At 40.6% G+C, this 12,186-nt stretch carries 14 protein-coding genes and 1 pseudogene; 8 read left to right on the forward strand and 7 right to left on the reverse strand.

Features of this window, described 5'->3' with window-relative positions; translation table 11 throughout:
• Positions 1-164: 164 nt before the first annotated feature.
• Positions 165-446: pseudogene (locus tag H6G97_RS25020) on the forward strand (peptidylprolyl isomerase); the annotation flags it as partial.
• 89 nt (positions 447-535) lie between these two features.
• On the opposite strand, the gene H6G97_RS25025 reads toward H6G97_RS25020, so the two are convergent.
• The 4 genes from H6G97_RS25025 to trmB form a co-directional block, all read right to left on the reverse strand.
• Complete coding sequence (locus H6G97_RS25025; RefSeq protein WP_190943320.1) at positions 536-706, reverse strand: hypothetical protein; 171 nt, start codon at positions 704-706, stop codon at positions 536-538.
• A 323-nt stretch (positions 707-1,029) separates the two neighbouring features.
• The gene (locus H6G97_RS25030; protein ID WP_242055203.1) at positions 1,030-1,530 is read right to left on the reverse strand and encodes a hypothetical protein; all 501 of its coding nucleotides are present in this window, start codon (positions 1,528-1,530) and stop codon (positions 1,030-1,032) included.
• A 26-nt stretch (positions 1,531-1,556) separates the two neighbouring features.
• Positions 1,557-2,717 carry a phosphotransferase family protein gene (locus H6G97_RS25035; protein ID WP_190943351.1) on the reverse strand — a complete coding sequence of 387 codons (1,161 nt, stop codon included), beginning with the start codon at positions 2,715-2,717 and terminating at the stop codon, positions 1,557-1,559.
• A gap of 521 nt (positions 2,718-3,238) precedes the next feature.
• Positions 3,239-3,886 (reverse strand): tRNA (guanosine(46)-N7)-methyltransferase TrmB, encoded by a 648-nt coding sequence (gene trmB, locus H6G97_RS25040; RefSeq protein WP_190943321.1) that lies wholly within the window; start codon positions 3,884-3,886, stop codon positions 3,239-3,241.
• Positions 3,887-4,038: 152 nt separating this feature from the next.
• Between trmB and H6G97_RS25045 the strand changes: the two genes are divergently transcribed.
• The 4 genes from H6G97_RS25045 to H6G97_RS25060 all read left to right on the forward strand — a co-directional run bounded on the left by H6G97_RS25045 (position 4,039) and on the right by H6G97_RS25060 (position 6,459).
• Entirely contained in the window at positions 4,039-4,200 is a 162-nt protein-coding gene (locus tag H6G97_RS25045; RefSeq protein ID WP_190943322.1) for a hypothetical protein, read from the forward strand.
• A gap of 165 nt (positions 4,201-4,365) precedes the next feature.
• Positions 4,366-5,094 carry a MotA/TolQ/ExbB proton channel family protein gene (locus H6G97_RS25050; protein ID WP_190943323.1) on the forward strand — a complete coding sequence of 243 codons (729 nt, stop codon included), beginning with the start codon at positions 4,366-4,368 and terminating at the stop codon, positions 5,092-5,094.
• Positions 5,095-5,136: 42 nt separating this feature from the next.
• On the forward strand, positions 5,137-5,814 hold the full coding sequence (locus H6G97_RS25055; RefSeq protein WP_190943324.1) for an ExbD/TolR family protein: 678 nt from the start codon (positions 5,137-5,139) through the stop codon (positions 5,812-5,814).
• 282 nt (positions 5,815-6,096) lie between these two features.
• Positions 6,097-6,459, forward strand: coding sequence for a phage holin family protein (locus H6G97_RS25060; RefSeq protein ID WP_190943325.1), 363 nt, complete (start codon positions 6,097-6,099; stop codon positions 6,457-6,459).
• Between the two features lie 82 nt (positions 6,460-6,541).
• Here the strand turns inward: H6G97_RS25060 and psb29 are convergent, their stop codons facing one another.
• On the reverse strand, positions 6,542-7,249 hold the full coding sequence (psb29, locus tag H6G97_RS25065) for a photosystem II biogenesis protein Psp29 (RefSeq protein WP_190943326.1): 708 nt from the start codon (positions 7,247-7,249) through the stop codon (positions 6,542-6,544).
• Between the two features lie 209 nt (positions 7,250-7,458).
• On the opposite strand from psb29, the gene H6G97_RS25070 reads away from it, so the two are divergent.
• On the forward strand, positions 7,459-8,055 hold the full coding sequence (locus tag H6G97_RS25070) for a chromophore lyase CpcT/CpeT (RefSeq protein WP_190943327.1): 597 nt from the start codon (positions 7,459-7,461) through the stop codon (positions 8,053-8,055).
• A 53-nt stretch (positions 8,056-8,108) separates the two neighbouring features.
• Here the strand turns inward: H6G97_RS25070 and H6G97_RS25075 are convergent, their stop codons facing one another.
• Positions 8,109-8,477 carry an STAS domain-containing protein gene (locus H6G97_RS25075; protein WP_012411454.1) on the reverse strand — a complete coding sequence of 123 codons (369 nt, stop codon included), beginning with the start codon at positions 8,475-8,477 and terminating at the stop codon, positions 8,109-8,111.
• Between the two features lie 254 nt (positions 8,478-8,731).
• The gene (hemF, locus tag H6G97_RS25080) at positions 8,732-9,775 is read right to left on the reverse strand and encodes an oxygen-dependent coproporphyrinogen oxidase (RefSeq protein WP_190943328.1); all 1,044 of its coding nucleotides are present in this window, start codon (positions 9,773-9,775) and stop codon (positions 8,732-8,734) included.
• A gap of 449 nt (positions 9,776-10,224) precedes the next feature.
• Between hemF and H6G97_RS25085 the strand changes: the two genes are divergently transcribed.
• Complete coding sequence (locus H6G97_RS25085; protein ID WP_190943329.1) at positions 10,225-10,749, forward strand: SRPBCC family protein; 525 nt, start codon at positions 10,225-10,227, stop codon at positions 10,747-10,749.
• 273 nt (positions 10,750-11,022) lie between these two features.
• Positions 11,023-12,093, forward strand: coding sequence for an Mrp/NBP35 family ATP-binding protein (locus H6G97_RS25090; RefSeq protein ID WP_190943330.1), 1,071 nt, complete (start codon positions 11,023-11,025; stop codon positions 12,091-12,093).
• Positions 12,094-12,186 lie beyond the last annotated feature (93 nt).

The raw sequence follows: 12,186 nt of genomic DNA on the forward strand, positions 1-12,186 counted from the left end.
CATTTATCTCATACAACCTCTACCTATTTTCTCATGAATATTTCATGCTTTGCTTCCAATACACCAGCTTTTATTACAAATACAAGGCATTCGGAATCAGATTCAAATAATACCTATGTACTAGTAATTGGCGCTCGCATTGTGCCAGTTGCGTAAGTCCTGATGATGTTGCTCACAAATATATCCAGGATAGGGAATTACGCCAAAAATGTGGATATCGGGGGATAGTGTACCGTAAAGGTTTAAAACCCGAAATTTCTGCTGCTGTTTTTGCAGCAAAGCCTCCGCAACTTCTCAAACCTATAGTGACATCTTTGGGAGTACATCTGATTTTGGTGGAGGAAATTATTCAACCGCAATTGGATAATATACTGCGCCATAAAATTGGTTTAGATTTATTCCAGCAATGGCTAAAGCCACAAATTACTCAAGTTGAAATCAAATAAACTCCTAACAAGCAGCCCAAAATTTATTACCTTGGGCTGCCGTCTAAAAATCACTTTTAATCGTTAGAAGTTATAGAAATTTTATGTGTCTACCACGATATCTCGCCGCAAATTCCACTCCATAAAATTTCGACTGCGATTTTGCCGCCACCCAAAACATCTGCAATTTCCTGCTCTGTCAGCTCATTGAGAAAGCTTTCAGAATCTTGGAACAGGTTAGCACCAGTGGGACGCAGGTCAGAGATTGCAATGTTAGCCATTTTGAAATGTACTCCTAAATAAAGTAGTGTTGGTTGGGATTAAGCTTTTAATTGCCTTCTCCCATTACTATAATCTGTTATTTAATCTATTATTACAAGGTTTGTTTTACTAAATAGTGTGCCATAAATAATGTAGTTATATGTTTGTTTTTTATCAATTTTACTGCGCTATTTCTCCGAAAATAAAAATATTATGTTTATTTGGACAAAGCTCCTTATTTTTGATAACATATATGAAATATTTATGTCCTTTTTCCTTCTTTATTGCTTACTTCATTTCTAGAAATTAGAAAAACCAATAAAAAACCAGCTCAAGAATTCTCTTAGACTAAACAATAAAAATTTAGGGTTATTTCATTCTGGCAATGCAGCCTCAAACCGCCTTTAGTCACAGCTAAACTGCCATCACGTTCTTCTCTCAAAACAGACCAACCAGGGTCAAAGTAGCCCTCTCCAAAATTACTTTCATGCAATCGCTTATAAAACCCCACATCTACCCCTAAAAGAGTATTATTCTCCAAATCTAGGGGCAAACCATTTCCCTCCCCATTTAGCGCCAACGTACTTTGCATAGAACCGTTGTAATAGATGCCGTAAAGAAAAGTCCGCAATTGCAGACTCAGATATTTCTGTTGCATCTGGGTTGGCATCTTCTGAAAACGTTCAACTGCCTCAGATGGTAATTCCAAAGGTTTATAATCTGGATGGTGAATGGAGAAATCAGATTTTATCTCAATTTTCTGAACAATATCTTGCAGAACATCCAGTAATTGCCCAGTTAAACCAGTCTCTAGCTGAGTTTGAGGAGAATTTAATAATTGCATAACTACTTTAGTAATAACAAAATGATTTAAATAGCAGAACTACTCAGGTGAGTTAATTCAACAGCAGCAGCACCAAAAATTGTTGGCATCGATTTTAGAGGACGGCTTAATAATGTCTTAGCAACCTGAAGCATAGCAATCCCCATATTGCCAAAAGATTTTTGATATTGAATCATTGCCTGAATCTGTTGAATCAAAGCAAAATCGGTAAATTGCACTACCCTTTGCAAGAAATCAGGGCGATGTTCTAGAATTTCTGGAAAAGCGTTTAAATAAGCTTGGATTAATGTACCAATTGAAGGCTGAAGTAGTTCTAAAGGTGTTATTGCCAAGCGTAGAGACTCTTCAATACTCAGAGAATTACTGATAATCAAGCTACCCAGCCAGATTTGTACATAGCTGCCAATAAGTGTTCCCAAATCAAAAGCTGGATCTCCCCAAGTCGAGCGTTCCCAATCAATTAGTCGGACAATATTGTTAGTGGAATCCTGCCAATCTTTTTGTAAGAGAATATTATTTAGCTTGAGGTCATTGTGGGTTAGACAACAGGGCGTTACAGCATTACCCAATTCTGCGATCGCCTGCCCCAAGCTATTATAACGTTGATATAGAGCAAAAAACTTTAACCCATCACTAGGAACTAGACCAAAAATTTCCGGTTCAACCCTTTCTAATCTCCGAACTAAATGTGATACTTGATCAACCCTTAAATTATCTGAATTTTTAGAAAAAAATTGCTGATATTCTTGACGGTTAAAAGTATCACGATGGATAGTCCCTAAAATATTACCAATTGTCGTAGATATTTCTGTAGAAAATATCTTTTCCTTTGTATAAAAATCCATCAAATCCCGATAATCATCCAGATATCTGAAGATAATAATGGAATTTTCGGCATCAAAATGCAGCACCTCTGGTAAAAACGAGCGGTAGTTACCAAGGTTGGGAAATTGTTGTAAAAACTCTTGAATTCGCCACTCACTTAAAAATTCACCAGCCGCTTTACCTTCTTGATTGTGTCGTTCTTGCTTCACAAGCAGCTTGCGATCGCTTGACAAACTCAGTAATAAATTAAAGTTTTTGGCTGTAAGTGGTTCTATCTTGCTGGGAGGTTGTTCAGACGGATTGCAAAGTCCTTGTTCAATTAAATAATGGAAAACATTATGAGAGTTTAAGATAAATGTCATAACTTTTAAATGCATCAACCAATTTTGATGTTGAGAAAACTGTGGTACTTTAGTTACTACCACAGGCTGTTTCTGCAAAAACTATTAAAATTATTACCGCATGACAAAAGTAAGCTAGCTATTCCAAATTAATCAAATGTCTTTACCTAATCTGTCTATATTTTAGAGAGAAGGAAGATGATTTAACTATATTTTAAAAGTTTTTAACCAGACAAAAATAAAACTTTTATGTCACTAAAAAATAAATCAATAGTTTTTAGTAATAACTATTGATTTATAAAGATATATATCTATACAATTACTCCAGCAACAAGCTTTTGCACTTATCATCAGAGAGCATTTCACTCAATTTTCGACCATTAATAAAACATTTATGTCCCAAAATCTTTTTCAAATTATGGGTAATTTCTAACAACAAGATAATAAACAAAACTTAAGTCTATAGTAGTAAATAATTTTAAGGCTGAACAAGAAAACTTCCGATTCATAATTGTAGAGCAGAGTTTATATTACAAACATCTCTAATCAGTATTTTTTACCCTTTCAAACAAAGCCCGATAAACAGGCTCACCTTTTTTTTGCGTGCCTATTTCCCGCTCTGTGGCAACTGGTAACGGATTTTCTGCTAACCATTCTCCTGTACTTACTTTCTGATAAGCTGGGTGAGCTGCAAAGCGATCGCGCATTTCCACAGCAATAAATTCCATATCTGATTGCAGAAATACAACTCCCCCAACTGCAAGATAATTGGCTAATTCCGCCACTAGTTCTGGTTGCACTACACGGCGTTTAGCATGGCGGGTTTTAAACCAAGGATCGGGGAATTGAATTGTAACGCGTTGTAAACTTCCTGGAGGCAGAGAAGATAACAGCGATCGCAGTGAGTTATTTACATTGCAAAATAAATAATGCAGATTTGTCAAACCTAACTCAGAACGTAACTTATTCGCCTCCGCCACTAGCGGTTCCCGAATTTCCAAGCCTAAATAATTCCAGTTGGGTTCTATCTTAGCCATATTCAGCAAAAATAGTCCTTTAGCGCAACCAATATCTAAATGTAGTGGTTGATTTAGCTTTGCATAAATTTTTTCCCAGTCAAGGGGACTTGCTGGTGTTTGATACTTTTTACCAAGTGGATTAACATGTTGGCGGACTCGGACTGCTGCCAAAATTTGCTCTCCTTTACGTGAAAATATCTTGCGATCAAACTCCAGGTTACAAGGAAGTCTAACAAAAGTATGCCAAAAATTATCGGTCTATCATTAGACCTCTGACAAAAGTCCCTAAACTCTCAATACGGTTCGGTTAAAGGGGAAAGGTTTTGAATACCTCCTTTACTTTACCCTTTACCCGCAACCCCATTCCCCAGACCACAAGGAAAGTGAAAAATGCTTATCCGAACCGTACCGTATTGCCTAAACTCTACCCCCAACGCTTGCAAGCGATCAAGGGAAAAGCATGGCGTAGGGTTATTCGAGCTTAATAAGTAATCAAGCGGACATGATCTCAGCCAAATAGGTCACGGTTGGACTGCTTTTTTAGGTTTGTAAGAAATTTATATTTTGGAAGTCCCTCATTTTGCATTAATCTCTACAATTAAAATGCCTTAGCACATCTGCTTTAGTCACGGAGGGAGGAAGCTTAAACAGTGGATATTTTAGATTTGTTTTATAAAGGCGGGCCGGCAATGTGGCCTCTGCTTGTTCTGTCGATTCTGTCTTTGAGTGTGATTTTCGAGCGTTTGTGGTTCTGGTTGCGAATTTTTGTTCAGGAAAAGCAAATAGTCAATCGCGTTGTGGATGCTGCCCAGGATAATTGGGAAGTAGCTGGGGACATTGCAAGACAAGCAAGCAATCAGCCTGTCGGACGTTTTCTTTACGCCCCCCTACGTTTAGCGAAAAGTGATGCGGAAACCTTTCGGCTAGCATTAGAGGCTACGGCGGAAGACGAATTAGCGGGGATGCGGCGGGGCGAAAAACTTTTAGAAGCCGTGATCGCCCTAGCGCCTCTGCTGGGATTGTTGGGTACGGTTTTAGGTTTAATCCAGTCTCTGCGCTCAATTAGAATTGGCGATTTGGGAACTGAATCTACTGCTGGGGTGACTACTGGTATTGGTGAATCCTTAATTAGTACGGCAACTGGGCTAATAGTTGCCATCATTAGTTTGGTATTTTACCGCCTATTTCAAAGTTTTGTCGTCAACCAAGTTAAAGTTTTTCGGAAGGCAGGAAATGAGATGGAATTGCTCTATCGTCAATCTCCTCCTAACTTTAGCAATAGTACATCAGCAATTGTTCGGGAAAATATCATTCCATCCCGCAAGCCAGGAAAGACTAGAGTTTCAGAACCTCCCGAACCCCCAAATACACCTAATTAATACTCAATAATTCAACCTCCGCAGCAGCCTTTAAAGTGAAACATGAAAGTTAATCTACATACTCCAATTGAAGAAGTCCAAATTCAAATCATCCCTTTAATTGATGTCGTTTTTTGTATTCTGACGTTTTTTTTATTAGCAGCATTACAATTTACACGGCAACAGGCAATAAATGTTGATTTACCTAAAGCCAGCCCCAGTACAGTATCTGGGATAACGTCACAGAGTGGTAGCCTAATTGTGACTATCGATGCCGTTGGCAATACTTACATAGAAAAACAGCCTGTGAAACAAGAAGATTTGGGACAAAGGTTAAAACAGTATCTCCAAGCAAACCCCAATGCTGTTGTTGTGCTGAATGCTTCGCGGACAGCAACTTACAATGATGTAATTGAGACATTGGACTTACTGCGGCAAGTAGGGGGCGATCGCGTGTCTTTAGGAATTATTCCTGGCCCATCTCAACCACCCACAAACTTACCAAATCAACCGATTGTCCCCTCTTTCCCAATAAATCCTGAGACTGCACCAGTTCCCGGTATAAATCCTGAAGGGAATCTTACCCCTAAATTTCCCTTAGCACCTAATTCTGTACCCTTCCCCACGATAAATAGTAAACCTCCAACTGGACAAGGTATTAGTCCTATTAATCCTGGTATTTCCAATCCTCCAGCATCGCAAGCACCCGTTGCACCCAAACAAACCCAACCTACTCCTTAAAAGATGAAATAGGGGTATGGGGCATTGGCAAGAGGGACAGGGGCAGAGAGCAGAGGGGAAAGAGGCCGTTTTTCTCCCTACCTCCCCTGCTTCTTCATCTCCCTCTGCCTCCCCTGGTTCCCTTCAATATTTTTCCCAATCCTAAAGATATCTAAAATAAAATTCGGTTAGAGAAAAATTTCCTGCTAATTTATAGATAATTGGTTGAGCTTTAAAGATTTTTTCGCCGATAAACTAAAGTAATTTATCACCAATTGCCATTCACGTTTCAGGGGTTGTGGCATGAATATAGTGACGCTTTTAATTGTTTGGCTAGTAACAGCTATCAGCCTATTAATAATTAGTAAATTGCCTTTGGGAGTTGAAATTGACACTCCTGGCAAAGCCTTCCTTTCTGCCGCAGTGCTTGGTATCGTGACGGCAATAGTCAGACCGATTTTAAGCCTCGTCTTTGCTGTACCAAATTTACTCACATTAGACTTATTATCCGGCATTTTTACATTTATGATTGCCGTGGTTTGCTTTAGTATTGCTGCTTGGTTAGTAGAAGGATTTCGCTTACGTTACGGGATTTGGAGTGCTGTTATTGGAGCATTTTCGCTGACTATAATTAACAGCTTAATATACAAATTATTGAACGTATAGACTTAATAATTAGGAGTTAAAAGTGAAGAGTTATTAACAATTCCTCACTTATAATTCCTAACTCATCACTCCAATATTCTAACTATTCGTTAGAACTTGGAGGAGCAACTGAGGTAGTTGATTGTTGTTTACGTTGTTCGCGTTTTTTGCGATCGGCTGAGAGCATATCTGCCATCACCACCAGCGCTTGCGCCATCTTCTCTAGGTTAGAACGGTATAATTCCAAATCCTTGTTGAGTTTGTCATCCGACAGGTGCAAGCCAGCAGCGATCGCTTTCAGCGCCTCAGTGAGTTGCTTTTCATCTTTGACTAATTCCGGATCTGATTGTTCTAATAACGAAAATACACCAATTGCGAACAAACGGTTGTATTTAAAGTTAGGATTATTGGCAATCGCTTGCAGTTCTGCTTGCAAGTCAGTATCTCTATCTAAGTAAGTAGTTTGGGCCAGCCACCCAATTAAATCTTTAACAGGCAAACCTTTAGCTACAGCTTGCAATCTTTGGGCATCGTGTCGATAGCGTTGCGGATCTGTTTCTATAGCCTGACATAAGGCGTTAAAAATTGATTCTTGATCCCGTTCTGGTTGATAGCCTTCCATGAAGCGGTCAAAAGTAGTGACGACACCCAAGGCATAAATTGGATTGTAGCTAAAATCGATATTTACTGACAGCAGATGCATTTCCACCATCAATTCTTCCACTACCCGACGATAAATAGTGTTGATCGGACGGGTGTGGAGATTGTAGAAAGTTCGCTTTGTATCAGAGACAGTACGGACGTTATTCACAAAGAAAAAGGAAATGTTAAGGGCGACGTATCTTTATTTTCTCGCTTAAAGGCTAGTTTGCCAAGTTGAGCTTTTGGCTGGTGACGACTTAATTTACAATATAAACAAATCAAAAGTATTTTATAACCTGTTGGGCACTGGATTTAAGACCATTTCTCCCCAAAAGCTAGCCCAAAATTATCATCCTTAATCATTCGTTTATTGCATTTATGAACTTCTCGCCACAGTTAATGGCTTTAGGTGAGTACCTAGCTGGTGAATTTGATAATCGGGAACAAGCCATAGCCGAACCAATTTGGTATGTCCACCTGCGCCTGTGGCAAAGACCAGTTAATCTGTTTACAGAAGATAGCATCACCTTTTTTGCCGAACAGGCTAACGTTATTAACCTAGATCAAGCTTACCGTCAGCGAATTATCCGGTTGCGTCAGGGGAGCGACTCTGACGCAACCGTGGAAGTACAATATTATATGCCTCAAGAGCCAGGTATATTAAAAGGCGCAGGTCATAACCCTGTTCTACTGAACAGATTGACACCCGAACAATTAGATTTACTACCAGGTTGTATCCTAACAGTTACTTCAGAAAAACTAGCTGGCGATCGCTATAAATTTACCGCTGCCCCATTACCAGAGACCCGTTGCAGCTTTACTTATCTTGGTAATAGCGTGAATGTTTCATTGGGTTTTACAGCTACGGCGACAGAATTTCACAGCTACGATAAAGGAATCGATCCAGCAACAGGAAAAGCAACCTGGGGAGCGATTATGGGGCCTTATCGCTACACCAAACGAAATCAGTATTAAATAAGACAAACTTATGAGTCATGAATGAATTAACTCTTAACTCCTAACTCTTTTTAACTGGCAATGCTACGAGGTACACCTTCTAAAGCTTCTTCTTCTGTTTCAAAAATTTCAAAGACAGTATCCATCATCGTCACTTCAAACACGAGTTTGGCTTCGGGATGTACATTGCAGATGCGGAAACTGCCTTTGACTTTATCAGCATCACGCATTCCAGCTACCAAAGATGTGAGACCAGAACTATCAATAAAATTTACCTGAGCCAAATTTACAACTACATGGCGACTGAGTTTGGAAATACACTCTTGTAATTTCAGGCGAAATTGCCAAGCAGTGGTGATATCCAAACGACCTGCTGGTGTCAGCACAATAACGGTGTTTCCGTCCTGGGTTGTATAAGTTTTTTGGTCTATATGAATCACTAAATCCCTCCCCGTGGCATTCCTTTTAAGATTAGCTAGTTACAGCATTTTTGAATGCTGTCACTTGAGATTAACAAGCTATAGCTAAAAATGTCACCTTTTTCTGCTAAGTGCTTAACTTTAGTAGTTTAACTCACCAAAATAATGCTGAGTAGCAATTTAAAGAGGGAGTGGAGAGTGCGGAGCGGGAATTATGGACTGAAAACCAGGGACTGCAATATCTTTGCTAATACCCAATTCCCAGTCCCTAGCCCCTATTGAGGCGGTGTCCAGTTGATCCAATCTTGAGGCTTAAGGAAGGTTTCATACAACTCAGCTTCGGGAGAATTGGGTTCCGGTTTATAGCCGTATTCCCAGCGCACTAAGGGTGGTAAAGACATGAGAATTGATTCGGTGCGTCCGTTGGTTTGCAGACCAAAAATAGTGCCTCGGTCATAAACCAAGTTAAATTCTACATATCGTCCCCGGCGGTAAAGTTGAAAATTTCGTTGGCGATCGCCATACTCCATCCCATTGCGCCGTTCTACAATTGGTACGTAGGCTGGTAAAAATGCTTTGCCACAGTCTTGCACAAAGGCAAACAAATCTTCCCAATTGCGTGTTTCTGGTGTTCCCACCTGGTTGCTATACATAGCCGCTTCCCCGTTGGGATTTGGCCCGCGATATAAAGCACCCTGACCATCTTGGTAATCAAAAAACAGACCACCTACACCCCGTGTCTCATCACGATGCTTCAGGTAAAAATATTCATCACACCACCGCTTAAACACTGAGTAATACTCTGGGTGGTGTTTGTCACACGCCTGTTTTAATGTTTTGTGTAAATGTGCTGCATCTTCAGCAAAAGGGTAATAAGGTGTCAAATCAAGACCACCACCAAACCACCACACTGGCCCCGCTTCAAAATAGCGGTAATTTAAATGAACTGTGGGCACATAAGGATTATGAGGATGTAATACCATTGAAGTCCCTGTAGCATAAAAGCCATGCCCTGCTGCTTCCGGGCGTTGGGCTAAAATTGAAGCTGGCAAATGGGAACCCCAAACTTCAGAAAAATTTACACCCCCTTGTTCAAATATTGCACCATCGCGTAGCACACGCGATCGCCCTCCCCCTCCTTCTGGGCGTTCCCAACTATCTTCATGAAACTTACCCACACCATCTACTTCTGTCAACGCGTGCGTAATTTCGTCTTGCAGTTGTTTCATAAACTGACTGACCCTAGCCTGAGCGTCAGTTGCTGGCAAAGATTTGGATGACTCTGCTTCTACAGTTGGTATTTGCGAGTTGGTCAACATAGATTCCCGAACCTAAATTACAATTTCCAGAAAGCCACAAATTTTTCATTTTAAAATTTGGGGGAAACACGCGCCAACAATCAAGCTTTATTTACCCAACCTGCTTTTTTATTACTGGTTAAGCATTTATACGATTGATAGGCATCACTAGAGTTATTTTCCCTCAAATGCGTATAGGCTTGTATATTGACTGAGTTTTTTTTGAAATTCTTAATTGGAACATTCTGGTATAAACACTAGACTTTAGTTTTAACCTTTAATTATCAAGGGTTTGACTGTCCTACTCAGAACTTTTTTGCCATATTGCTGATGTTGGCTGTTAGGGCCTATCCAGAATTGAGGCTTGCTATGGTTAGAGCATTTTTGAGAAAGTTTTAATTTAGGGGTTGAGCGTAGTTGCACACCATACCAGAGTTACCAGAAAGTGTCTAGGGAAGAGGATTAGGAAAATGCAAGGTTGGTTATCCAAATTCATCCACCGCAAACGTCGTCGGTTTTGCGCTTCTCTGGTGTGGACGTATCGAGAGATTAGTTCTGCTTCTGTAGATGAACTCTGGCAAAAAGTGGTTGACTTAACAGATGTTTCCTGGCATCCACAACTTAAGAGTACCAATGTCCCCTACGGATTAGTACCCAAACCAGGATTAATTTTTCAAGCCGTAACACGCTTTTCGCCGATTCCCATCCAGATTTTTGTAGAACGTGTCAATCCAAGAGAGATGCTGAGTATCCGAGTCTTGGCGATTCCTGGAATAGAGGAACGGGTGACATATCAAGTAGAGTCAACGGTTTGTGGTACTTGTTTGTCTTATTCTGTAACATTACGCGGATGGCTGTCGCCTTTAATTTGGTCTTTATCCCGTCCTTATGCAGACCGCGTTGCCCGGGCTTTAGTCGAGGCAGTAGAAAAGACGCCATTACCAGCAGTATCTAGTAAGAAAAAATCCCTTAATGGTAGTTGTTTTGATTTTTAGGGGCTGGGGATTGGGGAAGCAGGAGAGCAGGGAATAGGTTACAGGGTACAGATTACTGCTTATCACCTGTCTATCACCTGTCACCTCCCTCCTAATCCCAATGCCCAATGCCCAAAGAAAGTTAAGATTCTATTAGGTGATACTGCAATTTGCTAAGTTTTATTACGGCAGTGACAGTGATAACACTAAGCTGACCTTACTTAAGAAAGCATCGAGTTAATAACTAAGATGTTCGCCACAGGTGTATTTATTCATTTTGAATTTTGAATTTTTATGTACGATGTTCTCGATTCTCGCTCTGTCTTAGAAGTTTTGCGACCAGTGGAAGACCCAGAACTCCGTAAAAGTCTGGTAGAACTGAATATGATTCGCAACGTCACAATTGATGGTGGCAAGGTTAGTTTCACTTTAGTTTTAACCACTCCTGCCTGTCCTTTACGTGAATTTATTGTTGAAGACTGTCAGAAAGCTGTCAAAAAACTTCCAGGTGTTATAGATGTCAGCATAGAAGTGACGGCAGAAACACCGCAACAAAAAAGTTTGCCCGATCGCACTGGCATTTCTGGGGTGAAAAATATCATTGCTGTTTCCAGTGGCAAAGGTGGCGTTGGTAAAAGTACGGTGGCGGTGAATGTTGCGGTGGCTCTAGGTCAAACAGGGGCAAAAGTCGGCTTGCTAGATGCTGATATTTACGGCCCCAATGACCCTACCATGCTGGGTTTAGCTGATGCTCAAATTGTAGTACGTTCCACTGAAACAGGCGATATTCTAGAACCTGCTTTTAATCACGGTGTCAAATTAGTTTCAATGGGCTTTTTGATTGACCGAGATCAACCAGTAATTTGGCGGGGGCCTATGCTCAATGGTGTAATTCGCCAGTTTCTCTATCAAGTTGAATGGGGAGAACTGGATTATTTGATTGTAGATATGCCACCAGGAACCGGAGATGCTCAGTTAACTTTAACTCAAGCAGTGCCAATGGCAGGGGCAGTAATTGTCACCACGCCGCAAAACGTAGCCCTGTTAGATTCTCGTAAGGGATTACGGATGTTCCAACAGATGAATGTCCCAGTATTGGGTATTGTAGAAAATATGAGCTATTTTATACCCCCAGATCAACCAGATAAGCAGTATGACATCTTTGGTTCCGGTGGTGGTTCCAAAACATCTGCTGAATTGGGAGTGCCACTATTGGGGTGCGTACCGCTAGAGATTTCCACGCGAGTTGGTGGCGACAGTGGTGTGCCGATAGTCGTTGGCGATCCAGATTCAGCTTCGGCAAAAGCGTTAACAGCGATCGCTCTTAATATTGCTGGTAAAGTATCAGTTGCTGCTTTGACATAATTAATTTTAACTTCTATCTATTTCCTGGGCTATAGCTTGGGAATACTAGGGACTGGGTATTAGGGACAAGATGGGCAAGCAGAGGGAAAATAA

It is taken from the genome of Nostoc flagelliforme FACHB-838, from assembly GCF_014698065.1.
Lineage (GTDB): Bacteria > Cyanobacteriota > Cyanobacteriia > Cyanobacteriales > Nostocaceae > Nostoc > Nostoc flagelliforme_B.

Coding starts and splice junctions, on each gene's coding strand:
- H6G97_RS25090 (WP_190943330.1), top strand. CDS start 11,023: ATGTACGATGTTCTCGATTCTCGCTCTGTCTTAGAAGTTTTGCGACCA.
- hemF (WP_190943328.1), bottom strand. CDS start 9,775: ATGTTGACCAACTCGCAAATACCAACTGTAGAAGCAGAGTCATCCAAA.
- H6G97_RS25035 (WP_190943351.1), bottom strand. CDS start 2,717: ATGACATTTATCTTAAACTCTCATAATGTTTTCCATTATTTAATTGAA.
- H6G97_RS25060 (WP_190943325.1), top strand. CDS start 6,097: ATGAATATAGTGACGCTTTTAATTGTTTGGCTAGTAACAGCTATCAGC.
- H6G97_RS25055 (WP_190943324.1), top strand. CDS start 5,137: ATGAAAGTTAATCTACATACTCCAATTGAAGAAGTCCAAATTCAAATC.
- H6G97_RS25025 (WP_190943320.1), bottom strand. CDS start 706: ATGGCTAACATTGCAATCTCTGACCTGCGTCCCACTGGTGCTAACCTG.
- H6G97_RS25070 (WP_190943327.1), top strand. CDS start 7,459: ATGAACTTCTCGCCACAGTTAATGGCTTTAGGTGAGTACCTAGCTGGT.
- H6G97_RS25030 (WP_242055203.1), bottom strand. CDS start 1,530: ATGCAATTATTAAATTCTCCTCAAACTCAGCTAGAGACTGGTTTAACT.
- H6G97_RS25085 (WP_190943329.1), top strand. CDS start 10,225: ATGCAAGGTTGGTTATCCAAATTCATCCACCGCAAACGTCGTCGGTTT.